The following is a 23,791-nucleotide window of genomic DNA, read 5'->3' as shown; positions in this document are numbered from 1 at the left end:
TCGAACCCCCTCGTTTCGGGTCCGGAACCGGACGACTCCGGTCGGTTCGAGGCGGCTGTGTCTCGGGCCGAAACCACCCCTCCCTTGGCAACGTAACGCACACGAGTGAGTGAGAGCGGGCTCGTCGACCCACTCACTCGAACCCCCTCGTTTCGACTGTGTAATCGCACGACTACGCCCACGTCCATCCCTCGTACGTTCCGTCCGAAACCCACCCATCATTGCGAATCACCATCACAGTAGCGGTTCGTCGACTGCGACCGAGTCTCGCACCCGAACCCCCTCGTTTCGAGTGAGTGGTCGCCGCCGACGCGACGTCTGACGCGCGTTATCTCCTCACGAAACGCCCCCCAGTAAACTCCGGAGCCAGCGAGGTGTCGCGGTCGAAAGCCGTTTCTCCCGCCGCACCAACGTCCTCGCAATGACAGAGGTGCTGCTGACGAACGACGACGGCATCGACGCGGACGGACTCGCCGCGCTCTACGAGGAACTGCGCGCGCTCGGGGACGTCACCGTCGTCGCACCAGTCGAGAACCAGAGCGGCGTCGGCCGCGAACGCTCGCAGTACGTCACGCGCGAGGAACACCCGTGGGGGTACGCGGTCGACGGGACGCCCGCGGACTGCGTCGCGTACGCGCTCCGCGGCCTCGACACCGAGTTCGACCTCGTCGTCTCCGGCGCGAACCACGGCCCGAACCTCGGCGCGTACGTCCTCGGCCGGAGCGGGACCGTCGGCGCCGCGATGGAGGCCGCGTTCCTCGGGACGCCCGCGGTCGCGGTCTCCGCGTATCACTCGCGGGACTTCCACGTACATCCGCCCGACGACCACGACTTCGACCCGCCGGCGCGCGTCGCCCGCGAGGTCGTCGCGGCCGCGCTCGACGCCGGGGTCTTCGACGACGTCGACGTCCTGAACGTGAACGCGCCCATCGAGGACGCCTCGGCGCGCGTCCGCCTCACGCGACCCGACGCGGACTTCGACCTGCACGTCGAACGCCACGAGGACACCGACGACCTGCCCGTCGACGTCGACGACGACCAGGACGTCATCGGTCTCCGAGACTCGCTGTGGCCGCACGTCGTCGGCTGGGAGAACCCGATGCCGGGCATCGACGAGCACCGCGAGCGCTACCCCGTCGGGACGGAGCGTCGCGCGGTCATCGACGGCGAGGTCGGCGTCTCCGGACTCACCGCCCCGCGGAACGCGCTCGAGACCGACGCGCTCGAACGGGTCGTCCGGTCGGTCGACAGTGCTCGCACCGCGCTCGCGGACGCCGGCGACGAGTAGCGTCGAGGCCGCCGAGGCCGGACCAGGGGCTCACCGCGAGAGCACCGCGACCGCGGCGAGCGCGACGAGCGCGCCGACGAGCGCCGCGAGTAGCGCGGCGAACGCGACCTGGAATCCGAACGCTTCGGCGAGGACGCCGACGGTCGCGGGCGCGACGGCGCCGACGCCCATGATGGCGGTTCGGACGACGCCGAGCGCGCCGCCGGCGACGTCGTCCGGGACGAGTTCCACGAGGTACGCGCCCCGAACCGGCCGGAAGCCGTGACTGCCGAGGCCGAACGCGACGACGCTCGCGCCGACGACGAGGACGCCCGCGGTCGGGAGGGCGACGACGAGCGCGAGCCCGACCGCGGCGAGCGCGAGCGCCGCCGCGATGACGGGGAGGCGGCCGAGGCGGTCGCTCGCCGCACCCGTCGCCACCTGGACGACGCTCACCGCGAACAGCGCCGCGTAGACGGTCCCGGCGGTCGCGGCGGAGAGGTCGGCGGTCTCGACGAGGTACGTCGGGAGGAAGGCGACGGCGCCGTTGTACGTGAACGAGAAGAGGACGGTGACGGCGACGAACGCGGCGACGTCGCGGTCCGCGAACAACGCCGCGTACGCCGAGAGCGACGTTCCGCTGTCGGGGTCGCCCGCGCCGGCGTCGCCGACGCGCCCGGGGACGCGGAGCGCGAACGCGACGGCGAGCACGAGGCCGGTCGCGCCCGCCGCGAGGAACACCGCCGGCCAGTCCGTCGTCGCGGCGAGGGCGCCCGTCGTCACCGCGACCACCGCGACGGGCGCGACCACGCCACCGAACGCCCCGAACGTGTCGAGGACGCCCAGCGCCCGCCCGCGTCGCCGCGAGTAGATACGGGACAGGAGCGGGACGGCGACGGTCTTGTGCGCGCCCGTCCCAACGCCGACGAGGACCATCGCCGCCACGAGTACCGCGAACGGGAGCGGCGAGCCGAGCGCGAGCGGGACGGCGAGCGCGAGCGACGCCACCGCCGCCACCAGCGCCCCCACGGTGACGACGCGCCACCCACCGACGCGGTCCGCGAGCACGCCCGAGGGCAACTGCATCGCCGCGTACGCCAGCATCAGCGCCGTGAACGCCCCGCCGACCACCGCGTTCGACACGCCGTACTCCGCGGTGAGCGTCGGGAACAGCGGCGGGAACAGGTATCGCAGGAACTTCGCGAGGAACCAGATACCCGCCGTCAGCACCAGTGCGTCGAGGCGAGCGACCCGGTCTCGAAACCCGTCAGTCGCGGTCGAGGCCCGCATCGCCGTCGCCTACGCGACCGACCGCCTTGACGGCGGTGGTCCGAAGGACGTCACCGTCGCGTCTCAGCGCGGACTCGAGGGGCTTGCACCGCCGGGGATAGCTGCGCCGCGCAGCGTCACTCGACCTGGTCGCGGGCCGACACCGAGAATAACCGCTCGAACTCGGTCAAGTCCTCGGGATGGTCGTGTCCCGGAGCGGCGACCGTCTCGAAGAAGCCGTGATGGTCCTCGCTCAGCGCCGCTAGAGCCTCGTCCATCTCGTCGGGGTCGACGTCCTTCGGATACTCGTCGCTCTCCTCGTGGAGATAGTACAACGCAGGCTCCGCTGCGTCGAGCCAAGCCGTTTCCCCGTTCATCCCCTCTAATTCCAGTCCACGCTCGAAGGTTTCGCGACGGTCTTCGAGTCCGTCGAAGTGCTCTCGGACCTCCGTCAGGCGCTCCGGATCGAGCCGTAACTTGAACAGCCGTCTGTTCGCCATCGGTTACTCGCACGGAGCAAGTGAATAAAAAGCCAGTGTTCAAATCGTTCGTGCGATCAGTCGCCGAACGGCCCCTTGCCGCCACCCATCCCGCCCATGCCGCCCATGCCGCCACCGCCCTCGCCCTGCATCTTCTTCATCATCCGCTGCATGTCGCCGTCCATCCCGCCCTGGAACTGCTTGAGGGTGCGTTCCATCATCTTGTGCTGCTGGAGGAGTTCGCGGACCTCCTCCTCGGCACACCCCGAGCCGCGCGCGATGCGCTCGACCTGCGTCTGCCCGACCCCGCGCGGGTTCTCCATCTCCTTCTCCGTCATCGAATCCATGATGATCTCGAACCGCCGCATCCGGTCCTGGGTGACGTCCATCGCGTCGTCCGGCAACTGGTCCTTGATGCCGCCGCCCATCCCGGGAATCATGTCCATGATCTGGTCGAGCGGCCCCATGTTGTTCATCGCCTCCAGCTGCTTCTGCATGTCCTTCAGCGTGAACTCGCCCTTCAGCATGTCCTCGGGGTCCCAGTCGTCCTCCTCGTCGCCCGTCTCCTCCATCGCGCGCTCGACGCGCTCGGTGAGTTGCTTGAGGTCGCCCATCCCGAGCAGTCGCGAGATGAAGCTCTCGGGCTCGAACCGCTCGATGTCCTTGACCTCCTCGCCCGTGCCGAGGAAGCCGATCGAGGAGTCCGTCTGGTCGACCGCCGTCAGCGCCCCACCACCCTTCGCGGTCCCGTCGAGCTTCGTGATGACGACGCCGTCGATACCGATGGACTCGTCGAACTGACTTGCCTGGTCCTTCGCGCCCTGCCCGATGGCGGCGTCGAGCACGAGCAACGACCGGTCCGGGTCGACCGTCCGGTCGATCTCCTCGATCTCGCTGATGAGGTCGTCCTCGAGCGCGTGCCGACCCGCCGTGTCCACGATGTGGACCTCCGCGTCGCTCGTCGCTTCCAGTCCCTCGCGAGCGATCTGGACGGGGTCGTCGCAGTCCGGGTCACCGTAGAACTCGACCTCCGCGCGCCGACACATCTCCTTCGCCTGGTCGTACGCACCAGGGCGGAACGTGTCCGTCTGGATGACCGCCGGCCGGAGTCCCTTCTTCGAGAACCACCACGCCATCTTCGCCGCGGACGTGGTCTTCCCCGACCCCTGGAGGCCCGCGAGCAGGATCGTCTGCTCTTCGAGCGGGATGTCCGTGGACTCGCCGACGAGGTCGACGAGTTCCTCGTAGACGATGCGGAGGACGTGATCGCGCGCCGTCGTGCCCTTCGGCGGTTCCTCGTCGAGCGACCGCTCCTTGATGCGGTCCGAGAGGTCCATCACGAGGGAGACGTCGACGTCGGCCTGCAGGAGCGACCGCTGTATCTCCTTGACGACCTCCTCGACGTCTTCCTCCGAGATGCGTGACTTCCCGCGGAGCGTGTCGAGCGTGCCCCGCAGAGAGCTTCCGAGGTCGTCGAGTACCATTATTGGCCGGAGATACGTGACTCCCACCTAAAGGCCTTTTTCTCGCGTGCGAGGACCAACCGAGGCCGCCGCCGAACACCTCACCACTCGGACAGAAACTGTCTTCGCGATAACTTTTTCACGAGGGAATCGCGTACTCGTGAACGCAGCTGGTGCCTCGCCACCGCTGGCTGTGGATCAGTCGGCACTCGACGCTGGCTGTCATCCTCCACTTCCATCACCACTTTCGCACGTCACCCGCGAGCGACCGCGTTCCACGCGACCGAGCCGAAGAGCGCGCTACGCGCGACCGCGATGCGACGAGCGGTACGCCTCGAGCACGGACTCGAAGTCGTCGACGGTCCGCTGCAGCCGGTCCTTCAGTTCGTCGTACTCCTCGACGAGGGACTCCCACTCGGCCTCCCCCGAGAGCGCCATCTCGCGGTGCTCGGCGAGCAACACGCGCCGCTTCGTCTCGAGGCGCAGGAACCGCTGGAGGTCCGCGTCGTGCTCGCGCGCCCGCATCTGGAGTTCGATCGCGTCCACGAGCTCCTCGTGCTGCACGGGCTTGACGAGATAGTCGTCGAACGGCATCTCGAGCACGTCCAGCTCCGGGTCGATCGCCGTCACCACGATGACCGCCGGGTCCGCCTCCCGTCGCTCCAGCATCTCCAGCACGTCGTCGCCCGAGTACCCCGGCATCCGTCGGTCGAGTAACACCACGTCGACGTCCTCGTCCACCTCCGCGAGGAACGCCTCCCCCTCGTAGACCGTGCGAACGTCGTAGTCCGCGCGCAACCAGAGCGTGAACATGTTCGCGAGCTTCTCCTCGTCGTCGACGACGAGCACGGTCGTCTCCTGGTCTCCTGGCATCTGCTATCGAACCACTAACACGTGGAGTGACTTAGCAGTTGTAGCCGTCGCCGCGAGTAACGAACCGCAGAGAAGCGCCCGCGGAGTCCGCGGCCACCGCGCGACCGCTTCACACGACGACCGCGTGGCCGTCGCGATGCGACGGGTTACTCGTCGTCGTCGAGCAGTCGGTCGACCATCCGGTCCGGGTCGAACCGCTCCAGGTGGTCGTACCCCTGGCCGACGCCGAGGAAGAGGATGGGCTTCCCGGTGACGTGCGCGACCGAGATGGCGGCCCCACCGTTGGAGTCCGCGTCCGCCTTCGTCAGGATGGCACCGTCGATCTCCGCCGCGTCGTTGAACTGCTTCGCGCGCTGCACGGCGTCCTGTCCTGCGACCGCCTCGTCGACGAACAACGTCATGTCCGGCCCGACGACCCGCCCGATCTTCTCGAGCTGGTCCATCAAGCCCTCGTTCGTATGCAGTCGACCCGCGGTATCGCCGAGGACGACGTCCACGTCGTTCGCGTTCGCGTACTCCACGGCGTCGTAGATGACCGCCGCCGGGTCACCGCCCTGCTCGTGCGCGATGAGCTTCTTCCCGAGCGCGTTCGCGTGCTCTCGGATCTGCTCGTTCGCCCCGGCGCGGTACGTGTCGCCGTTCGCCAGCACCGACGACATGCCGCGTTCCTCGAAGTACCGCGCCATCTTCGCGATACTCGTCGTCTTCCCGACGCCGTTCACGCCAGTGAAGATGATGACGAGGGGCTTGTCGGCCTCCGCGACGCGCTGCTCGAAGTCGAACTGGCCGACGCTGATGACGTCGTAGAGCGCGTTCCGGAGCGCCTCCTCGACGACCGAACCGGTCGACTCCGTGAACTTCCGCGTCTCCCCGACGAGGTCCTCGCGGATGTTGTCGAGGATCTGCTGGGCGACGCCCATCTCGACGTCAGAGGACAATAGCGCTATCTCGAGCTCCTGGAGGGGGCCTTCGAGGTCCTCCTCCTCGATGACGAACTTCCCCGTGGCGAGCGACTTCGCCTTCCGCGCGAACCCCGTCGACTTCGAGGACTCGTCGTCGTCCGTATCGTCGTCGTCCGCGTCCGCATCGACCGCCGCGGCGCTCGCATCGGCCGCGTCGGCGTCGACCGTCTCTGCATCGGTCGCGCCGACGGCATCCGCATCCGAGGTGCCAGTGTCCGCATCGACGGTGTCCGCGTCGTCGACAGCGGTCGCTGCGTCAGTCGACGCGGTCACGTCGTCGGTCGCCTCACCGCCAGCAGCGGTCTCGTCGCCGTCGACGTCGGCCGCGTCGACGACCTCGCCGTCAGCAACGTCGGCGTCCTCGGGGTCGAGCTCCTCGGCGTTCTCCTCGGCCGCCTCCTCGGCGTCCTTCCGGAAGCTCCCGAGCTTCTCCTTCAGACTGTCGAACATCGAGCCTTACTCGTCGTCGCCTTCCTGCTGCTGCATCTGCTGCATCTGCTGCTGCATCTGCTGCTGCTGCATCTGCTGGGCCTTCTCCTCGAGCTCGCTGGACTCGGCCTCGAGGTCGTCGATGTCCTCGGAGACGGCGTCGATCTTGTCGTCGACGACGTCCTTCTTCGTCTCGAGCGTCTCGATGGCGTCGCCCTCGGACTGCTCGGCCGCGTACCCGCCGCCGAGTCCGACGACGACCTCGTCGAGGTCCTGGACCTCTGCGCGAACGTACGCGTCGCCGCCGAGGGGCACCTGCACCGTCGACCCCGTCTCGAGCGTCTCGAGCGCCTCGATGGCCTCGTCGATCTCGGTCTTCTCGTCGCGGAGGTCCTCGATGTCCGCTTCGAGCCCCTCGATCTCTTCCTGGATCTGCTGGAGTTCCTGGGAGAGCTGCTGGAGTTCACCGCCGCCGCCACCACCCATCATTGTGCTTCGACCTCCTCGATCTCGACCTGGTGACGCGTGCAGCCGTGGCGGCTGCCGAAGTTCGCGTACGTGTGTTCGCGAGCGACGTTCTCGTTCGTCGCGTCGATTGTCGTCTCGAAGTTGTTCCGTCCGCGCTTCGTCTGGAACGTCCCGCGGATAGTGAACTGACTCATGTAGTCGAATCCGTCGCCTAGGGGGAAGAATCTTCTCACTTCAATATCCCGCCGCTGTGGCGTGCTCGCCAGGCGAGCGCCGGGAATATCCGGCGGTACGGCCGCGGGCGGACTGCCGGCGACCGTCTGTGTGGGAGTAGGTCGCGTCTACGGTGGGTTCGGGCGTGGTCGGCGTTCGGTCCCGTCGACGCTGCAGTCGGTCGGTGCCGGCTCTCGTCGCCGTCGGCGGACGCGTCGTTCGCGGCAGCGGTGCGCTCGGTCACGCTGGCGGAGGCGTCGGTCTCGCTGCTGGATGCGCTCCGTCTCGCTCGCGGGACCCCTCCGTCTCGCTCGCGGGACCCCTCCGTCTCGCTGGCGTATACGCTCGTTCCCGTGGCGTATGCGCTCGTTCCCGTCGTTGGAGCCAGCCCTAGCTGGTCTCTAACTAACTCCAATCCTGTCGAGTTGGTAACTATCATGCAGCCGCTCGGATGCAGCCCGCGGCGCGAGCGAGGTCGTGCGGCGGCACCCCTCGTGGGCGTCGTCCTCATGCTCGGGCTCGTCGTCGCCGGTGCAGGCCTCGTGTACGCCACCGGGATGGACGCGAAAGCATCCGTGCAGGACGCCTCCGCGGCCGACAGCGCGGAGACGTCGCTCCAGGCTGCCGGCGCGACGTTCGCGTCGGTCGCGCACGCCGGGGGCGATGCGACCGAGTTCGTCGACCTCGGCGACTCGGCGCGGGACATCCGCGTCGAGAGCGACGGCCGCCTCCGCGTCCAGGTGAACGGCCGCGCGGCGTGTACGGCCGAGACCGAGCTCGGGACGGTCGTCGCCGACACCGGCTCGGACGTCACGGTCGCGTACCAGGCGGGCGCCATCTTCAGGCGGTCGGCGAGCGGGACGACCATCGTGCAGTCGCCCGCGCTCGACTACCGCACCGAGCACGTGAACGGTCACCCGATCCGGACGGTGTCGTTCCCGGTGCCGAACGTCACCGGCGACGTCGACGGCCGCGAGTTCCTCGCGAGCGCCGACCGCGCCGACGACACCATCCAGGACGACCTCTGCCTCACCGACGACGGCGCCGTCGACCTCGAGTACGTGCGCGAGGTCACCATCACGGTCGCGGGCAGCGACCACTATCGCGCGTGGCATCGGTTCTTCGAGCGCGAGTTCGGCGCGGTCGCCGACCACAGCGTCGACCACGGGACCAAGACCGCGTCGGTCACCGCACCGCTGGGTGCGGGCGTCCGCCCGAGCCAGTTCACGTTCGAGGGCATCCAGGTGTACGGCGCGATCTTCTCGACGGCGTCCTCCGGCGAACTCCTCCTCCAGACCCAGCACGCGACCGTCGACAGCTACGACAGCGCGGCCGGCCCGTGGGGTGGCGCCGCGCCGACGTACGAGAGCGACGGCGCCGTGTTCACGCGCGGGAGCGTCGCCGTGCAGGCCAACGGCGCGACCATCGCGGGGAACGTGTACGCGGAAGGCGAGGTCGAGCTCTCGCAGTCCTGTGGCTCCGGCACCGACCAGTGCGTCACCGGGGACGTCTACGTGAACAACTCCACGGCGAGCGGGCCCGTCACCGCCTTGCACCCGTCGAGCGCGAGCGAGCGCGCCGAACGCATCGGCGGGACGTGGGGGAACGGCACGCAGCTCCCGGCGGTTCCGCCGATGGACGCGACCATCGACCGGACGGTCGCGACCGCGAGCACGTACAACACGAACGACGACGAGTCCGCCGTCGACGCCTCGGGCGTTCAGTACGCGGCGGGGAGCGCGACCGTCGAGTCCGGCGTGTACTACGTCGACGACCTGACCGTCCCCGCCGGGAACGAACTCGTGTTCGACACGACCGACGGTGACGTCGTACTCGCCATCGCGGAGGACGTCGACATCGGCGCTGACGCCACGGTGACCGTGAAGGGCGACGGTCGCGTGCACGCGTTCGTCGGCGAGTCGACGACCGCGGGCGACCAGCTGTTCGTCGACGAGGGCGCGACCGTGCGCGTCCTCGACGCCGGCACGCGAACGTACCGGTCGAACGCGTTCGTCGTCGCGTGCAAGGCCGGGTGCAGTGCGACGTTCGCGGACGCCCCGTCGTCGAACCCGACGACGTTCACGGGCGTGCTCTACGGGCCCGGTGACGTCGCCGACGACGGCACCGTCAGTCTCGGGAAGCGCGTCGACGTCTGGGGCGCGCTCGTCGCCGGGACCGTCACGTTCGAGCAGCAAGCGGAGTTCCACTTCGACGAGTCCCTCCGGAATCAGGTCGCCGCGGACGACGACGGCGACGGCGCACCCGACGCGACCGGCGGCGGCCTCAGCTACGTCGACCCGCCCATCGAGAACGGGTACGTCATCACCGTCACGTACGACGACGTCAACGTCACCGACGACACCGCCCGCATCGTCCCCGCCAGCGACGCGCTCGCCGCCAGTCAACTCGGGTCCGTCGGCGACCGGTCCTTCGACTCCGTCGTCGACCGGCGAATCGAGACCGTCGTCGACGCACGACCGACGCCCCGTGCACCGCTCGCCGTCGTCGACCTCGCGTGAAGAAGAAACGCCTCGCGACCCCGAACCGGGGTCAGTCGAGGAAGCCGAGCGTCTGCTCGATACGCGTCAACTCCGGGCCGCTCGTGTCCTCACCGACCACGTACCCGTGGTCGTTCGCGAGCAACCCGGAGCCGACGAGCGGCGCACCGAAGTTCACGGTCCCGACGTCCGCGTGCACGCCGAGGTGCTCGTCGAGCGCCGCGAGCTCCGCCTCCGTGGCCTTCGGGTGACAGAGCACGCCGTCGTTCGTCGCCACCGCCGCCGTTCCGACGGTCCGAACGCCACCGAGCTCACCGCGCTCGACCGGCACGTCGAGCGTCTCCTCGACGATTCCGACGGCGTCGTCGCTCAGCTCGGGGTGGACGTACGCGCCAGTGTCGTTCGCGAGCACGACGTTCCCCGCGGCGTTCCGACGACCCGGGAGCACGCCGACGTCGACGTCCACGGCGTCCTCGAGGCGGTCGCGCTCGCGGTCGCGGATGCGGCCCGTGACCACGAGTCCCTTCGAGTTCCCGGCGACGAGCGACCCGACGGTCGCGGACCCACCGATGTTCGTGGCAATCGCTGGGACCTCGAGCTCGTCGGCGAGCGCGTCGACGAGTTCGTCGTCGACGTCCGGTCGAACGACGAGTACGGTGTCGGTCGCGCGAGCGAACACGCCGACGTACGGCGATCCGACGAACGCGGTGCGTAGCACCGTTATTCTGCGTACTCGGCTTCGACGACGCGGTCGCCGTCGACGTCGAACGGCGCTGCGCGCACGCGAACCTTACTCGGGGGCTTCTTCCGGCCGCGACTCCAGATCGCCTCGTTGATCGAGGGGTCGAGACGGACCTGGTCTTCGTCGACCTTGAAGTGCTGTGCGAGGTGCTCGCGGATGAGCGTCATCGCCTTGTCCGCGCGCTTGTGCTTCGCTTCGGCTTTGGCGTCTCGGAGCGGGACGGTAACGACGCGCTCTTCGAATTCTTCTGCGCTCATCGTTACTCGTCCGTGTCGTTACGCCGCCAGTTCCGGCGCTTGTAGTTCCGCTGGACGTCCATGTCGGTCTTGAGCATGACCCACGCCGGCACCCGACTGTTCTGTCGGTCGAGCTTGGCGAGGCGCTTCTTCTTCGCCTTCGACTTCTTGCTCATAGTGGCCGAGACTATCGCGTGGGACCTTATAGGGTTGTCCTTTCGGTTCGGTGATGGACGCGGTCGGGTGGTTGGGATCGCCTCCGGCGCGTGTCGGCTCGCCGGAACTTTCATTCGGCGGGCGTCTGTCGTGGCGCGTATGCGTTCGACAGCCGCTCCGGTGCTCGTCGCGCTTCTCGTCGCGCTCGCCGGCTGCGGGACGGCCGTGCCCGGGACGAACTCGACGCCGGACGCGACGACGGCCGGTGACGGGACGGCCGAGGCGGCGACGACCGCCAGCGACGACTCGGGTGCGACGACGAGCACCGCCGCGACGACCACGACGACGACCGCGCGGTCGACCGCCGCGGGCACCACGACGACATCGGAGGCGGTCGACGGCGACCTGCCGCCGGGCGTGAACGCGTCCGGAATCGTCGACGCGGGCACGCTCTGGAGCGCGCACACCGAGGTGGCGTACGACGGCGACGGCTACGAGCACGTCCTCGCACTCGCGGGCGACGCGGGGAACCGGACGACGATACGGCTCCGGGCGAGCGCGAACGCGTCGCGGGCGCTGGCGGCGTTCGAGAACGGGACCGCGACCGAGTACGCGTGGTTCGCGGACGGCGGGAACCGGTCGGCGACGTGGAACACGACGTCGCCCGAGCGAGCGTACTACGAGCGAGCGGGGCTGTCCTCGGTCGGGCCGGCGCTGGTCGTCGCGGTCGCGGAGTCGTACCCGGCGTACGTCCTCCGGCGGGTCGCGGTCGAGCCCGCCGGGACCGTCGAGCGCGACGGTCGCACGTACGTCCGGTTGCGAGCGACGGGCGTCGCCGAGAGCGAGACGGGCGGTGGCGTCTTCGAGCCGTCGCTCCCGAGCGACGAGTACGCCGACGCGAACGGGACGGTCCTCGTGTCCCGCGAGGGGTTCGTCGCGTCCATGGACCTCTCGCTCGACCCGGCCGACGGCGGGACGGCGCTATCGGTGACGATGAACGCGACCCGGACGGCGCCGGCGGTCGAGCCGCCGGACTGGCTCGGGGACGCGCCCGCGCTGTCGACGTCGGTCGTCGAGCGGACGGACCGCGGCGAGCCCCTGCTGCTCGCGGTCGAGAACGCGGGCGACGTCGCGGTCTCCACGGGCGCGACGCTCTCGATCGGGAAGACCGGGTTCGACTTCGGGAACGTCACGCTGTCCGAGCCGATCGCGCCAGGCGAGACCGCGTACGTCTCGCTCGACGGGAACTCGACGTTCGACGCGGACGTCGAGGTCGCGGTCGGCGACCGGCCGACGGTCGCGGGCGACGCGCCCGACTTCGGGTCGGCGTCCGGCGTCGTCGTGACGGTCGTGGACGGGAACGTCACGGCCGCGGTCGGCCTGCCGGAGAACGAGACGACGACCGCCGCGGCGGCGGCGGTCGCCTCGGAGCGCGCCGTGGCCGCGACGCCCGCAGTCGAGCGCGCCGCGGGCACCGCGCTCCCTCAGAGTTCGAACGCGCGAAGGGTTTCGTAGCGCGGGCCGTCGTCGGTGAGCGTGCTCTCGGTGAGGTGGACCTCGTCGACGAGCGTAGTGCCGACGGTCGGTTCCTCCTCGATGACGACCGCCTGTACCTGGTCCTTGCCGCCGCCGTGGCGGACGCGAGCGATGGTGGCGTGGGGCGTGAAGTCGTGGTCCTCGGGGTCGTAGCCGAGCGCGGTGGTCTCGCGTTCGACGGCGTCGTGGAGGTGTGCGAGCTCGAGGTCGCCGCGGCGCACGCCGACCCAGATGACGCTGATGTAGTCGAGGCTCGGGAACACGCCGAGGTCGCCGTACTCGACCTCGAAGGGGTCGACGTCGGCGTCGTCGACGGCGTGCTCGACGGCGTCCGCGACCGCGTCCAGGCGGTGCTCGGGTGTCTCACCGAGGAACTTCAGCGTGACGTGGGTTCCTTCGGGGTCCGTGGGGTCGACGCCGGCGGCGTCCGCGAACAGCGATTGGACGTCGGCGACGGCGGGAGCGAGCGCGTCGGGGAGGTCGACGCTCACGAACAGTCGCATACCCCCGAGTCGAGCGCGCGCGACCGTAAACCCCCACGCCCGTTCAATCACCGTCGGGGCGCCCGTACGCCGGTGCAATCCCCGTGCGACGGACGGGGTACGCCGGGGAGTACGCGGCGCTGGGGAGCGCGGACCGTCGCGCTTATTCGACGGCGGTCGGTAAGCCCTTGGCATGGAGTCGTTGCACGCGCGATACCCGTTCTTCGAGAGCGCGCGGGAGGCGGTCGACGACGCGGCCGTGGACCTCGGCGAGCTCGTCGCTCGCGGGGACGCGCCGGCGGTCGACCGCGCGGTCGAGCGCGTCACGGCCGCGCTCACGGAGGGCGACGTGGGCGCGCCGCGACGGCGCACGCGCACGGAACTGCTCTCGTATCCGGTCGCGCGCGTGCTCGTGTCGCTCGTCGACGAGCCAGCGGTGACGCGGACGTACGCGCAGGCGGAGGCGGCGACCGCGGTCGAACGCATCCGCGCGGACGTGACGGAGCACGCGGACCTCTCCTACGGGTCGGGCGGCGAGGTGTCGCTGTCGGGGTTGCTGTCGGAGTTCGGGCTCGACGACGCCGTCGAGCCGGTCCCTGGTGAGGACGCGTACCGCGTCGGCGTGACGGCGTACCTCCGGTTGTCGTCGAACCTCGACGGCGACGCGTGGCGGCTGAACCGCCGCGAGCTCGCCGACGGCGAGGTGCCCGTCGAGCGCGACGAGTTACTCGTCTTGCTCCGGCAAGCGATCGAGGACCGCGTCGCCGACGGCCTCCCGCTGTCGGTCCCCGACGCCATCGCGGACGCGCTCACCGACGCGGTTGGCCGCGTCGAGGAGGTGCTCGCGGACATCGACGTCGCGGTCGACATCGACCGCGTCGTCCCCGAACTGTTCCCGCCGTGCATGCACGCGCTCCTGGAGCGCGCTCGCGACGACGAGGAACTCCCGGCGCACTCGTGGTTCTCGCTGTGCTCGTTCTGCGCCGCCATCGGGATGGACGCCGAGGACGTCCTCGAACTCCTCGACGTCGCCGAGGGCGAGGACCCCGTGCTCGCCCAGCGCGTCCGGTACGGCCTCGAGCGCGTCGCTGGCGAACGCGGCGTCGAGTACCCGCTCCCGTCCTGTGAGACGATGGACGCGTACGGCGACTGCGTGAACAAGGACGACCTCTGCGCGGACGTCCAGCATCCGCTCTCGTACTACGAGGCGCGCGTCGAGTCCGCCGGCGACTGACCGCTCGCAGCGCTCGCGTCGACTCGGGTGCGTTGGGACTTCCGTCGCGGAGAATCCAGTGCGTTACCGCTCGCAGCGCGCTCGTTCGTCGATGTGATTCGTCGGTCGAGTCGCCGGCTGGCCGCGTGCGCCGCGGTCAGGCCGGGTTGCCGTTGTCGTCCTCCTCGCCGTCCTTCGTGAAGTACGCGAGCGCGTACCCGATACCGACCATGAACACCACGAAGAACATGATGGCGCCGGCGAGCGCGAACCCGCCGTCGACGGTGAGGACGCCCTGGGCGTCGCCGTAGGTCAGGCCGATGGCGACGAAGATGGCGAGCATGACGAGAACCGAGGCGATGGAGACGACGACCTCGGTCCAGTCTTGACGGTCCATAGGCGAGTTGAACCGGGGCGGGGACAAAAGGGTGTCTAACTCGCCGTCCGCGCGTTCCAGGGGTGAGCGTGACGTGGATACCTACCGGACGTTCAGGCAGTGAGCGCGAGGTGGCCGCCGGACTCACGCGGTGAGTTCGACGAGGACGTCGGCCGTTCGTTCAGGCGGTGAGTTCGACGAGGACGCCGGTCGTTCGTTCAGGCGGTGAGTTCGACGTCGTCGAACTCGAGGAACGCGGTCTCGTAGCCCTCGTGGCGTGCGACCTGCGCGGGCGTGGTCACGGAGAGCGTGACGTCGTCGTCGGGTTGGACGTCGACGTTCGCGCCGTAGTGGTAGCCGAGTTCGGGGTCGAGGACGCGGTCGAGCGCGTCGTCGAAGACGGTGTCGCCGTCGCGGTCGACGGTCGCCTGGATACCCATGCGGGGGACGACGTAGCCGTTGTACGGCGTGCGCGGGCTGACGGCGAGGTACCGGCCGTCGAAGCGGTCGGCGTCGACGACGGTCGTCGCGAACACCGCGTCGCCGCTCTTCGGTTCGCCGTTCGCGGGGTCGCCGAGGACGCGCCCGGGGAGGTCGCCGGGTGCGGGCGCGACGCCCATCGGCATCTCCATGTCCCTCTCCATGGGGCCGCGCGCCGCCAGCTCGCCGGCTCTGTCGGGCGTCTGCTCGTACGTGATGTTCTCCTTCGTCGCCTCGCTGTACGGTAGTTCCACGGGGATGGTCGCGCCCTCGCTGAACCGGCCGGCGTAGTCGCCGGTCATCGTCACGCCACTCCCCTCGAGCCCGCCGACGGAGACGTTCACGGTGAGCGTCGCCGCGTCGACGTCGCCGAGGTCGAAGTTCGCGCCGTAGTGGAACCCCATCGGTTGGGAGAGCATCGGGTAGATGGTCTCCTGGCTGACGGTCTCGCCGTCGCTCTCGATGTCGATACTGACGCCGGCGTCGGGCAGCACCTGCTTGGTCTCCGGGTCGAACACGCTCACCATGACGTGCGCGTCGTCGCCCTCCTGGATGGGGGTCTTCTCGACGCTCGTCCCGTTGACGTTCCAGAAGCGATGCGGGTACGAGTACATCGTCATCGCGGCGTAATCGCCGGATTTCGCCATCTCACCCATCTCCATGCCTTCGATGTGCGTCGGGAAGTACACCGCGTTCGGGCGGTCCTCGAGCACGGGCGGGGAGCGCGCCGAGCGCGTCTCGAGCAGGCCCATACAGCCCGCCGTCGCGCCGAGCGCGCTCGCCGTCGCACCGGCGCTGGCCGTCCGGAGGAACGTGCGTCTATCCATGTACGAGGGTCGGGGAGTCACGTAAAAGCGGGTTCTGGTTTAGGACTCGAAACCGCGTGGTTCGCGGGTCGAACGTCGAACGCGTCACGCCGGGACGGGGGCTGCGCTCGTCACGCCGGTCGGGGCGTGGGGAGTGCGCGGTGCTCTCGCGGTGGGAGCAGGAAGTTGCCGCGGCGGCGGACGAACGTGTACTCGAGGATGCCGTTGTTGACGCGCTGGCGGATGGCTGGGTTCTCGGTGGCGTCCGTGCCGTTCATCGCCTCCCGGGTCTCCACGAAGTCCGTGATCGTGCGTTGGACGGCGAGGAAGTGCAGGCCGGCTTCGCCGCCGTCGGTGGAGTCGAAGTCCCGGCGGAGGATGCGCGGGTTGTCGTTCTCGTCGCGCGCCATCGCGGTCTTCTGGTTGTGGCCGACGCGCCCGTACTCCTGGGCGGTCTCGTCGAGGTGCGCGGGGCACTCGCTGACCGCGGAGCCGTCGCCGAGGTTCTCGCCGGTGCCTTCGACGACGTCGTTCTCGGCGTGCGCGGGACAGAACATCTCGGCGACGCGATCGTCCTGGTCCTGCTCGCCGTACCAGTCGTCGAGCCGGAGGCGTATCTTCGAGACGTGCTGGGTGGTCGCGCCCTCGAAGGGGCCGGACTGGATGGTGACGGCGTCCTCCGTCGCCTGATTCTTCGTGAAGCCGGACTTGAACCCCATGTACAGCGGGGCGTCCTCGTCGATGTCGGCGTCGTCGGGGATGCCGTCGACGTCGCTGTTCTCCGCGGGGAGGCCCTTGCCGACGAAGCCGGTGCGGCGGTCGGCTTTCTCGAACACGCCGCCGAGGTCGGCGTCCATCTCGCGGTCGTTCGCCGCGTCGCGGTTGCCGAGGAGCGCCTCTTCGGCCTCGAGGACGACCTCGGCGTGGTCGCTCGCGAGGTGCACGACGACGTCCTGCTCGTCGAACTCGGGGTCCTCGAACGACGACAACGGTTCGGGCGCCGGGAGGTCGACGCTCTCGGGTAACTCCTCGTCGAACCGGTCGAAGTACGACGGCGAGTACCCGACCGTGAACAGGAGGCCGTCGTTCGAGTACTCGTAGGCGCGTTCGAGGCTCTGCAGTGCGGTTTCGACGGTCTCGCGCTCGCCGTCGGTCGGCGTGCCGTCGCCGGCGTAGTCGAGGTACGCGAGGACGTGGTGGCGCGCCATGACGTCGTTCCCGTGGTCGTCCGTCGAGAGGAACTCGTTCCAGCCGTGCTGGCGCGCGGGCAACGCGGACGGGTCGCCGCCCGCTGGTATCTCGCGACCGCCGCCGGGGAGGCGGTCGAGGCACGCCGAGAGCGCGCTCGCCCCGCCGATGGCGACCGCCGACTTCACGAACTCGCGGCGGTCGAGTCCGCGACCGTCTCGTGGATCCATGCGCGGCGCTAGGGACTACACTTTCTTGTACTGCGTGGTCCGGTAGTCGAAAGAGCGAGCGGTCGAGCAGGCCCCCGGCCCGCGAGGCTGCGGTCGCGGTGCGGTGGCGCCCACGAGAGCGGGTGCGTCCCCGCGCTAGGACCGCCAGAACGACGGCGTGAGGATGACGAGCACGGAGACGACTTCGAGGCGGCCGATCCACATCAGGAACACCATGTAGAGCTTCCCGGCGTTCGAGAACGGCTCGAAGCTGTTCATGGGGCCGATGGGGCCGAAGCCGGGGCCGACGTTCCCGAGCGTGGCGATGGCGGCGCTCATCGCTTCCAGGCCGGTGAGGGACAGCTCGGGCGTCCGGAGGGTGTCGAGGTAGAGGAGGACCGTCGACGCCGCGAACAACGCGAGGAACAGCACGACGAACGTGAACACACTCAGGATGGTGTCCTCGTCGACGGGTTCGTCGCCGAGACGCACGGGTCTGACGGCGTCGGGGTGGACCGACGTGAACAGCGACCGGACGACCGCCTTCTCGACGAGGACCCAGCGGACGATCTTGATGGAGCCGGCGGCCGAGCCCGCGGACCCGCCGAGGAAGTACGCGAACAGGATGATCGTCTGGGTCGACGCGTCCCACGTGTTGAAGTCCATGCTCGCGTATCCGGTGGTGGTGACGACGCCGATCACCTGGAAGAGTCCCTGTCGGAGCGAGTTCTCGGCGTTCCCGGGGATGACGTCGACGTTCGCGGGGGTGGCGTCGAGGCCGACGCCGACGAACAGCAGCGCGGAGACGAGCGCGCCGAAGGCGACGACGGCGAGCAGGTACGACCGGAACTCGGCGTTCTCGACGAGCCGCCGAGGTTCGCCGCGGAGGACGTACCAGAACAGCGCGAAGTTCGTGCCGGCGACGAGCATGAACGGCATCACCGCCCACTGGACGGCGGGCGCGAACGCCTCGACGCTCCGGGCTTTCGGCGAGAACCCGCCGGTCGGCATCGTGGTGAGGGCGTGCGCGACGGCGTTGTAGAGGTCCATGTTCGGCGCGACGTCGAGCAGGTGGAGGCTGTAGTAGACGACGGCGGCGAGGAGCGTGAAGCCGACGTAGATCGCCCAGAGGACGCGTGCGGTCTTCTGGATGCGCGGCGTGAGTTTGTTGAGCGAGAGCCCGGGGGATTCCTGGTCCATGACCTGCGCGCCGCCGACGGAGAGCTCGGGGAGGATGGCGACCATCAGGACGAGGATACCCATGCCGCCGAGCCACTGCGTGAGCTGTCGCCACATGAGCATCGCGTGGCCGTGACGGGCGACGGAGATCTCGCCGAGGACGGTCGCACCGGTCGTCGTGAACCCGCTCATGCTCTCGAAGAGCGCGTTGACGGGGCCGGCGACGGTGCCGGTGCCGGCGACGAGGTACGGCACCGTGCCGGCGAGCGGGACGACGAGCCAGGCGAGGCTCACGACGAGGAACGCCTCGCGGTTGCCGAGGGCGTCCTCGTCGTTCGTGTCGTGCGCTCGCTCGAAGAGCACGCCGACCGCGAGCATCACCGCACTCCCGGCGACGAACGGGAGCGGGTCCTCGCCGTAGAAGACGGCGAGCAGGAGCGGGAACAGCGGTGCTGCGGCGAGGTACTTGAGGACGGACCCGATGTAGGCGACGCTCACTCGGTAGTCGACGTACGCACTCGTCGGACGGGTCATCTGTCCCGTCATTGTCGTGGGGGATTGAAGAGCGTACCAGTTTCGACGCTGGTATTCGGTCAGTGGCGACCGGTCGATGCCGCGGTGGTCGTTTCCGGTCAGTCGGCGGCGAGGAGGTCGTCGACGAGGCGCGCGAAGCGGTCGACGAGTTTGTCGGAGACGCTGGGTTCGACGGTCTCGAGGAGGTCGGCGGTGCGTTGGGGGCGGGCGAGCGCGAGCGTGACGCGGCCGCGACTGTCGCGCTCTTTCTCGAGGACGCCGGCGGCTTCGAGGTTGGTGACGTGGTGTTCGAGCGTGCTGCGGGCGATGCCGACGCGGTCGGCGACGTCGCCGGGGCGGTTCGAGTCGTCGTCGAGACAGGCCAGCAAGACGTCTCTCGTGGTTTCGCGGCGGACGAGCGCGAGGACGCGCCGCTGGAAGGCGTCGTACTCGGGCGGGTAGTAGTGCGTGCGGCCGAACAGTTCCTCGCGGGCGAGCGCGCCGGCGTCGACGAGGTCGCGCACGTGGTACTGGATCTGTCCGGGGGCGTAGGCGGTGTCGCGGACGAGTTCGTTGAAGTGCACGCCGGGCGTGGTGGCGACGGCACGTTCGATGCTGGTTCTGGTGTCGGTCATGCGTGTCCTGGAGTGTGGTCGGGGCGTGGTCGTGGTCGTCGACGCGTGGTCGTGGTGGTCATGAGGTGGTTGGGCGGATGCTGCGGGCGTACCAGACGGCGGCGACGACGAGCGCGACCATGACGACGTCGAGGCCGTGTTCGGCGGTGTGGTGCGTGGTCGCGGAGAGGCCGCCGACCATCCCGAGCCACCCGAGCGCGCTGCGTGCGGCGAGGGCGACGACGGCGAGCGCGACGAAGAGGTACGGGCTGGTGCGGCGGCGTGCGAACGCGGCGAGCGCGAGGCCGCCGAGTGCGGCGCTCCCGAGGCTCGCGAGGACGAGCACGGCGGCGTACGCCGGCCCGACGGTTGGCGTGGCGTGCAGCGCGACGTCCGCGACCACGGATGCCATCGCCGGCGCGTACGCGCTGGAGCCTCCTGAAGGACTCGGTCGGTCCCGCCAGCGACCCGATTCCGTCAGAGCGGTCGTGCGCGCGTGCTCGCGTGCGTGCGAGGGTTGAAGTCGCTGGAACCCCTGTTTCTAGTCGACGGTTGCGCGGCCCGGACGGGCCGTGCGGCCTGGATACCTATGACGCACACTCGAAACACACCCGCGTCAGGAACTGATCGGTTCGACGACCGTGCTGCGGTGCCGAGCGACCGCGTTCTCGGCGCCGACGGGGGCGTCGATCAAGACGTCTACGGCCCCGTGGACGGTGCGGACGGCGAGCGCTCGAAGTCGGACGTCGACGAGCGGTCGGTTCGGGCGCGCACGGAGGCGATGACGGTGCTCGCGCTCGGGAGCGGCCGGTACGCGGTGCACAGCGAGAGCGGGCACGAGTACCTCGTCGACGTCACGGAGGGGCGGTGTTCGTGTCCGGACCACGCTATCAGGGGCGCGCGCTGCAAGCACCTGCGACGGGTCGCGATCGAGATAACGGCGGGTGCGGTGGCGCCGCCGAGTCACGTGGCGTCGACGTGCGCGTCCTGCGGCGGGTTCGCGCTCGTGCCGCCGGGTGCGCGGGAGCCCCATCTCTGCGACACCCATCGGCTCGCGGTCGGGGACCGGGCGTTAGACCGGGAGACGGAGGAGGTCGTGCTCGTGGTCGCGGTGTCGCCCGAGCGCGCGGACGCCGTGAGCGTCCCCGGACGGGACGTCACGGTCGCGGGATACGAGACGAACGCGGCGTATCCGGCGAGCGACCCGGTCGTCGCGGCGGTCTACCCGTCGGTGCACGTGGGGCGGGAGGGGCCGCGGCCGGGCGAGTTGCGCGTGTACTCGTTCCCGCTGTCGCGCCTGGAGCGCCTCGACGACGAGCGTCGATTGTGAACCTGTGACATCGAAAACCGCACGACAGAGACGGTTTTAGGTCGGCCAAAGAATCGACGGTCTTTTGTGCTTTAGGCCAGCCTAAATCCGAGCATGGGACTCGATAGACGCAAGCTCCTCCGCTCGCTCGGCGCGACAGCCGGCGCGGCGGCGCTCGCAGGCTGCAGTAGCACGTCCGACGACGCGACGAGCACCGACGCCGAGAGCACCGGCGAACCGACCGACGGCGAGAGCACCGAGAGCGACGAGGACGAGGAGTCCAGTGCGGCCGCCGACGTCTCCGCGGAGGTCGCCGTCGCCGCGGAGTGGTCCGCGATGCGCTCGCGGCTCGACGACGCCCGCGCGCTCGTCACCGCCGGCGACTTCGACGCCGCCGCGAGCGTCAGCGCCGAGGTCTTCGCGAACTTCGAGCAAGCGAACGGCGAGTACGGCGCCCACGAGATGCTCGAAGCGACCTCGAAGGAGGACTACGAGGGCTTCGAGAGCGCGCTCGGCACGTTCAAGACGAAGGCCGAGGAGGGAGACCCCGACGGCGCGAAGGACGCCCACGAGACCGCCGTGAATCACCTCTACGAGGCTCAGGAGGAACTCGTCGGCGGGACGACGACGCACGCGATGGACCTCCAGCGGCTCGGCGCTCGCGTCGCGAACGCGCGCTACCTCGCCGCCATGGACAAGTACGCGGCCGCCGCGACCGTCGCCGCCGACACGAAGGCCGCGTTCGAGGGCTCGGGCGCCTACGAGGACGTCGAGATCGCCGCGCCCGAGGCCTACGAGGCGTTCGAGGCCGCCATCGAGACGACCCAGGACGCGACCGGGTCGGGCGACGCCGAGCAGATCGCGACGGCGTCCACGGACGCGCTCGCCGCCGCCATCGAGGGATCGTACGCGATGGCGGGGCACGCGGAGAACGCGGGCGCCGGCCAGCTCGCGACGATGCAGGCGCGCGGGTTCGACGCGGCGACGCTCGCCGGCATGGGCGGCCCGTCGACCGCGTTCGCGCACGCCGCGGCGCTGAACGCCTACCGGCACGCCGCGTTCGACGCGCACTGGCTCGCCGCACGCGGCGAGACCGACGCCGCCGCGACGCTCGCGGGCGACATCTACGCGGACTTCGAGGGCGCTCGCGCCCACGAAGCGCTCGAAGAGGCCGACGCGGCGGCGTACGAGGGCTTCGAGGGTGGCCTGGAGTCACTGAAGGCCGCCATCGAGGACGGTGATTCCGACGGCGTCGACGACGCGGTCGCGTCCGTCGAGTCGAACCTCCGCGCGGGCATCGGCGCGCTCGCCGGCGGCACGGGCGCGGCGGTCCTCCAGGCGTCGTTCCTCCGGACGCGCCTCGAGGACGCGCTCGCGCTCTACGCGTCCGGCCAGAACAACACGGCCGCGAGCGTCGTCGAGTCCGTCTTCGGGCGGTTCGAAGCGGACGAACTCGGGTTCCACGAGGCGTTCGAGTCCTGGGACGCGGAGACCTACGAGACGTTCGAGAGCCACCTCGAATCCCTCCAGGGAGCGATGTCGAACACGAACGACTCGGGCGTCGAGACGCACGCTTCCGGCGCGATGGACGCGCTGTTCGCGTTCGAGGCCGGCGCCGGTTCGACGGCGCAGGTCAGCGCCGCCGCGTCGGGGTACATGGCCGCTCGCGCGTTCGACGCCGCGAACCTCGCGGCGCTCGGGAAGCGCTCGCGCGCCGCGACCGCCGTCCAGGAGGCGTTCGAGTTCTTCGAGGGCGGCGCCGGCGGGTTCCACGAGGCCCTCGAGAGTGCCGACGAGGAGCTCTACGAGACCTTCGAGACGACGCTCGGTGGCGTGACGACCGCCGCGGAGGACGACAGCGACGTGTACGCGGCCGCCGTCGAGTACCACGCGACGGCCGTCGAGGGCGCGTACGCGGTCGTCGAGAACGCCGGCGGGTCCTTCGGTGGCGCCGCGAACGCCATCGCGAGCGACGCGTTCGCCGCGTTCGAGAACGCCGAAGTCCACGAGCTCCTGGAGGACGGCGACGAGGGCGCGTACGAGACGTTCGAGGCGAAACTGAACGCGCTCGTCGAGGCGACGAGCGACGGGAGCGGCGGCGGCAGCGCGGCGTCGGCGTACGCGACCGCGACGACGCGCGCACAGTTCGCGGTCGTCGGCGCCGTCGAGGACGCACCCGTCGACGCGTCCGGCAGCGGCGAGAGCGAGGAGGGGACCGAGCTCGAGGGCGGCCCGAACGTCGTCTCCGGCGTTCCCGAGGACGCGGACCACGTCGTCGACATGAAGGCGGTCGCGTTCGACCCCGTCGAGTTGACCGTCAGCAAGGGCGACAAAGTCGCGTTCGAGCACGTCGGCGGCGAACCGCATAGCGTCACCGCGAAGGCCGACGGCATCCCGAGCGACGCCGAGTACTGGGCGTCGGGCGGCTTCGCGTCCCAGGAGAAGGCCGAGACCGGGTGGGAGAACGGGACGGGCGCGGTCGCGTCCGGCCAGTCGTACCTCCACACGTTCGAGACGACCGGCACGCACGAGTACTACTGCATCCCGCACGCCGCCGCCGGGATGGAAGCGACGATCGTCGTCGAGGAGTAGCGACGACGCGACGACGGCCCCTGGTAGTCACGGCCGCGCCGCGGGCACTCTGGGCCTCTCGGCCCCTGTCATCCCACGTTCCGAACACGCCGATAGCCACGGCGCTCGTCCGTCGGTTCAAGTACGAGAACGCGGCGAGCGTCGACGTCCTCGAACGAGACGTCTCGCCGTCGCCGAGACGGGAGCGCGGTCCACGCGGCGAGAAAACTGCCCGCACGAACGTACGGCCGCCGTCTGGC

General features: G+C 69.8%; 23 protein-coding genes. 6 read left to right on the top strand and 17 right to left on the bottom strand.

All coding sequences use genetic code 11. From position 1 onward, the window contains the following. Positions 1-421 precede the first annotated feature (421 nt). Positions 422-1,288, top strand: a complete 867-nt coding sequence (surE, locus tag ACZ48X_RS12640) for a 5'/3'-nucleotidase SurE (RefSeq protein WP_336349377.1) — start codon at positions 422-424, stop codon at positions 1,286-1,288. A 30-nt stretch (positions 1,289-1,318) separates the two neighbouring features. On the opposite strand, the gene ACZ48X_RS12635 is transcribed toward surE, so the two are convergent. The 7 genes from ACZ48X_RS12635 to rpl18a form a co-directional block, all read right to left on the bottom strand. Continuing rightward, positions 1,319-2,557 carry an MFS transporter gene (locus ACZ48X_RS12635; protein ID WP_336349378.1) on the bottom strand — a complete coding sequence of 413 codons (1,239 nt, stop codon included), beginning with the start codon at positions 2,555-2,557 and terminating at the stop codon, positions 1,319-1,321. A gap of 116 nt (positions 2,558-2,673) precedes the next feature. Continuing rightward, positions 2,674-3,036, bottom strand: a complete 363-nt coding sequence (locus ACZ48X_RS12630; RefSeq protein WP_336349379.1) for a DUF6176 family protein — start codon at positions 3,034-3,036, stop codon at positions 2,674-2,676. Positions 3,037-3,092: 56 nt separating this feature from the next. Further along, positions 3,093-4,499 (bottom strand): signal recognition particle protein Srp54, encoded by a 1,407-nt coding sequence (locus tag ACZ48X_RS12625; RefSeq protein WP_336349380.1) that lies wholly within the window; start codon positions 4,497-4,499, stop codon positions 3,093-3,095. Between the two features lie 279 nt (positions 4,500-4,778). Then, positions 4,779-5,351 carry a response regulator transcription factor gene (locus ACZ48X_RS12620; RefSeq protein ID WP_336349381.1) on the bottom strand — a complete coding sequence of 191 codons (573 nt, stop codon included), beginning with the start codon at positions 5,349-5,351 and terminating at the stop codon, positions 4,779-4,781. A gap of 146 nt (positions 5,352-5,497) precedes the next feature. Next, entirely contained in the window at positions 5,498-6,763 is a 1,266-nt protein-coding gene (ftsY, locus tag ACZ48X_RS12615; protein ID WP_336349382.1) for a signal recognition particle-docking protein FtsY, read from the bottom strand. Between the two features lie 6 nt (positions 6,764-6,769). Further along, positions 6,770-7,228: a prefoldin subunit alpha gene (pfdA, locus tag ACZ48X_RS12610; protein ID WP_379762019.1), complete on the bottom strand. Its 459-nt coding sequence runs from the start codon at positions 7,226-7,228 to the stop codon at positions 6,770-6,772. Further along, positions 7,228-7,404 (bottom strand): 50S ribosomal protein L18Ae, encoded by a 177-nt coding sequence (rpl18a, locus tag ACZ48X_RS12605; protein WP_336349384.1) that lies wholly within the window; start codon positions 7,402-7,404, stop codon positions 7,228-7,230. The genes pfdA and rpl18a overlap by 1 nt, the downstream gene beginning before the upstream one ends. Positions 7,405-7,860: 456 nt before the next feature. Here rpl18a and ACZ48X_RS12600 point away from each other — a divergent pair, with 456 nt between their 5' ends. Continuing rightward, a complete protein-coding gene (locus ACZ48X_RS12600) occupies positions 7,861-9,942 on the top strand; it encodes a DUF7289 family protein (RefSeq protein ID WP_336349385.1) in 2,082 nt (693 codons plus the stop codon). Between the two features lie 31 nt (positions 9,943-9,973). On the opposite strand, the gene ACZ48X_RS12595 is transcribed toward ACZ48X_RS12600, so the two are convergent. Genes ACZ48X_RS12595 through ACZ48X_RS12585 form a run of 3 tightly spaced genes read right to left on the bottom strand, consistent with a single transcriptional unit; the run spans position 9,974 to position 11,075 of the window. After that, on the bottom strand, positions 9,974-10,639 hold the full coding sequence (locus ACZ48X_RS12595) for a translation initiation factor IF-6 (protein ID WP_336349386.1): 666 nt from the start codon (positions 10,637-10,639) through the stop codon (positions 9,974-9,976). Positions 10,640-10,641: 2 nt separating this feature from the next. Then, positions 10,642-10,920 (bottom strand): 50S ribosomal protein L31e, encoded by a 279-nt coding sequence (locus tag ACZ48X_RS12590; protein WP_227134018.1) that lies wholly within the window; start codon positions 10,918-10,920, stop codon positions 10,642-10,644. Positions 10,921-10,922: 2 nt separating this feature from the next. Further along, a complete protein-coding gene (locus ACZ48X_RS12585) occupies positions 10,923-11,075 on the bottom strand; it encodes a 50S ribosomal protein L39e (protein WP_227134019.1) in 153 nt (50 codons plus the stop codon). 139 nt (positions 11,076-11,214) lie between these two features. Between ACZ48X_RS12585 and ACZ48X_RS12580 the strand changes: the two genes are divergently transcribed. Then, positions 11,215-12,570 carry a hypothetical protein gene (locus ACZ48X_RS12580; protein WP_336349387.1) on the top strand — a complete coding sequence of 452 codons (1,356 nt, stop codon included), beginning with the start codon at positions 11,215-11,217 and terminating at the stop codon, positions 12,568-12,570. On the opposite strand, the gene thpR is transcribed toward ACZ48X_RS12580, so the two are convergent. Beyond that, the gene (thpR, locus tag ACZ48X_RS12575) at positions 12,540-13,094 is read right to left on the bottom strand and encodes an RNA 2',3'-cyclic phosphodiesterase (protein WP_336349388.1); all 555 of its coding nucleotides are present in this window, start codon (positions 13,092-13,094) and stop codon (positions 12,540-12,542) included. The genes ACZ48X_RS12580 and thpR overlap by 31 nt on opposite strands. A 172-nt stretch (positions 13,095-13,266) precedes the next feature. On the opposite strand from thpR, the gene ACZ48X_RS12570 reads away from it, so the two are divergent. After that, on the top strand, positions 13,267-14,307 hold the full coding sequence (locus tag ACZ48X_RS12570) for a DNA primase large subunit PriL (RefSeq protein WP_336349389.1): 1,041 nt from the start codon (positions 13,267-13,269) through the stop codon (positions 14,305-14,307). 136 nt (positions 14,308-14,443) lie between these two features. Here the strand turns inward: ACZ48X_RS12570 and ACZ48X_RS12565 are convergent, their stop codons facing one another. The 6 genes from ACZ48X_RS12565 to ACZ48X_RS12540 all read right to left on the bottom strand — a co-directional run bounded on the left by ACZ48X_RS12565 (position 14,444) and on the right by ACZ48X_RS12540 (position 20,063). After that, positions 14,444-14,683 (bottom strand): DUF7472 family protein, encoded by a 240-nt coding sequence (locus ACZ48X_RS12565; RefSeq protein WP_336349390.1) that lies wholly within the window; start codon positions 14,681-14,683, stop codon positions 14,444-14,446. Positions 14,684-14,880: 197 nt separating this feature from the next. Continuing rightward, positions 14,881-15,969, bottom strand: coding sequence for a DUF7350 domain-containing protein (locus tag ACZ48X_RS12560; protein ID WP_336349391.1), 1,089 nt, complete (start codon positions 15,967-15,969; stop codon positions 14,881-14,883). 110 nt (positions 15,970-16,079) lie between these two features. Beyond that, the gene (locus ACZ48X_RS12555; protein WP_336349392.1) at positions 16,080-17,366 is read right to left on the bottom strand and encodes a DUF7405 family protein; all 1,287 of its coding nucleotides are present in this window, start codon (positions 17,364-17,366) and stop codon (positions 16,080-16,082) included. Positions 17,367-17,501: 135 nt separating this feature from the next. Then, positions 17,502-19,058, bottom strand: a complete 1,557-nt coding sequence (locus ACZ48X_RS12550) for a TrkH family potassium uptake protein (protein WP_336349393.1) — start codon at positions 19,056-19,058, stop codon at positions 17,502-17,504. Positions 19,059-19,156: 98 nt separating this feature from the next. Continuing rightward, positions 19,157-19,672, bottom strand: coding sequence for a winged helix-turn-helix transcriptional regulator (locus ACZ48X_RS12545; RefSeq protein ID WP_336349394.1), 516 nt, complete (start codon positions 19,670-19,672; stop codon positions 19,157-19,159). A gap of 58 nt (positions 19,673-19,730) precedes the next feature. Beyond that, on the bottom strand, positions 19,731-20,063 hold the full coding sequence (locus ACZ48X_RS12540) for a DUF7471 family protein (protein ID WP_336349395.1): 333 nt from the start codon (positions 20,061-20,063) through the stop codon (positions 19,731-19,733). Positions 20,064-20,240: 177 nt separating this feature from the next. Between ACZ48X_RS12540 and ACZ48X_RS12535 the strand changes: the two genes are divergently transcribed. Beyond that, entirely contained in the window at positions 20,241-20,981 is a 741-nt protein-coding gene (locus tag ACZ48X_RS12535; RefSeq protein ID WP_336349396.1) for an SWIM zinc finger family protein, read from the top strand. Positions 20,982-21,074: 93 nt separating this feature from the next. Further along, positions 21,075-23,552: a DUF5059 domain-containing protein gene (locus tag ACZ48X_RS12530; RefSeq protein ID WP_336349397.1), complete on the top strand. Its 2,478-nt coding sequence runs from the start codon at positions 21,075-21,077 to the stop codon at positions 23,550-23,552. Positions 23,553-23,791: the final 239 nt, after the last annotated feature.

This window comes from Halorubellus litoreus, from assembly GCF_055378595.1.
This window is presented reverse-complemented; position numbering and strand designations above follow the sequence as displayed.

Bases quoted from the DNA above. Each gene is read 5' to 3' on its own strand.
- surE (WP_336349377.1), top strand. From the start codon at position 422: ATGACAGAGGTGCTGCTGACGAACGACGACGGCATCGACGCGGACGGA.
- ACZ48X_RS12635 (WP_336349378.1), bottom strand. From the start codon at position 2,557: ATGCGGGCCTCGACCGCGACTGACGGGTTTCGAGACCGGGTCGCTCGC.
- ACZ48X_RS12630 (WP_336349379.1), bottom strand. From the start codon at position 3,036: ATGGCGAACAGACGGCTGTTCAAGTTACGGCTCGATCCGGAGCGCCTG.
- ACZ48X_RS12625 (WP_336349380.1), bottom strand. From the start codon at position 4,499: ATGGTACTCGACGACCTCGGAAGCTCTCTGCGGGGCACGCTCGACACG.
- ACZ48X_RS12620 (WP_336349381.1), bottom strand. From the start codon at position 5,351: ATGCCAGGAGACCAGGAGACGACCGTGCTCGTCGTCGACGACGAGGAG.
- ftsY (WP_336349382.1), bottom strand. From the start codon at position 6,763: ATGTTCGACAGTCTGAAGGAGAAGCTCGGGAGCTTCCGGAAGGACGCC.
- pfdA (WP_379762019.1), bottom strand. From the start codon at position 7,228: ATGGGTGGTGGCGGCGGCGGTGAACTCCAGCAGCTCTCCCAGGAACTC.
- rpl18a (WP_336349384.1), bottom strand. From the start codon at position 7,404: ATGAGTCAGTTCACTATCCGCGGGACGTTCCAGACGAAGCGCGGACGG.
- ACZ48X_RS12600 (WP_336349385.1), top strand. From the start codon at position 7,861: ATGCAGCCGCTCGGATGCAGCCCGCGGCGCGAGCGAGGTCGTGCGGCG.
- ACZ48X_RS12590 (WP_227134018.1), bottom strand. From the start codon at position 10,920: ATGAGCGCAGAAGAATTCGAAGAGCGCGTCGTTACCGTCCCGCTCCGA.
- ACZ48X_RS12585 (WP_227134019.1), bottom strand. From the start codon at position 11,075: ATGAGCAAGAAGTCGAAGGCGAAGAAGAAGCGCCTCGCCAAGCTCGAC.
- ACZ48X_RS12580 (WP_336349387.1), top strand. From the start codon at position 11,215: ATGCGTTCGACAGCCGCTCCGGTGCTCGTCGCGCTTCTCGTCGCGCTC.
- thpR (WP_336349388.1), bottom strand. From the start codon at position 13,094: ATGCGACTGTTCGTGAGCGTCGACCTCCCCGACGCGCTCGCTCCCGCC.
- ACZ48X_RS12570 (WP_336349389.1), top strand. From the start codon at position 13,267: ATGGAGTCGTTGCACGCGCGATACCCGTTCTTCGAGAGCGCGCGGGAG.
- ACZ48X_RS12565 (WP_336349390.1), bottom strand. From the start codon at position 14,683: ATGGACCGTCAAGACTGGACCGAGGTCGTCGTCTCCATCGCCTCGGTT.
- ACZ48X_RS12560 (WP_336349391.1), bottom strand. From the start codon at position 15,969: ATGGATAGACGCACGTTCCTCCGGACGGCCAGCGCCGGTGCGACGGCG.
- ACZ48X_RS12555 (WP_336349392.1), bottom strand. From the start codon at position 17,366: ATGGATCCACGAGACGGTCGCGGACTCGACCGCCGCGAGTTCGTGAAG.
- ACZ48X_RS12550 (WP_336349393.1), bottom strand. From the start codon at position 19,058: ATGACCCGTCCGACGAGTGCGTACGTCGACTACCGAGTGAGCGTCGCC.
- ACZ48X_RS12545 (WP_336349394.1), bottom strand. From the start codon at position 19,672: ATGACCGACACCAGAACCAGCATCGAACGTGCCGTCGCCACCACGCCC.
- ACZ48X_RS12540 (WP_336349395.1), bottom strand. From the start codon at position 20,063: ATGGCATCCGTGGTCGCGGACGTCGCGCTGCACGCCACGCCAACCGTC.
- ACZ48X_RS12535 (WP_336349396.1), top strand. From the start codon at position 20,241: ATGACGCACACTCGAAACACACCCGCGTCAGGAACTGATCGGTTCGAC.
- ACZ48X_RS12530 (WP_336349397.1), top strand. From the start codon at position 21,075: ATGGGACTCGATAGACGCAAGCTCCTCCGCTCGCTCGGCGCGACAGCC.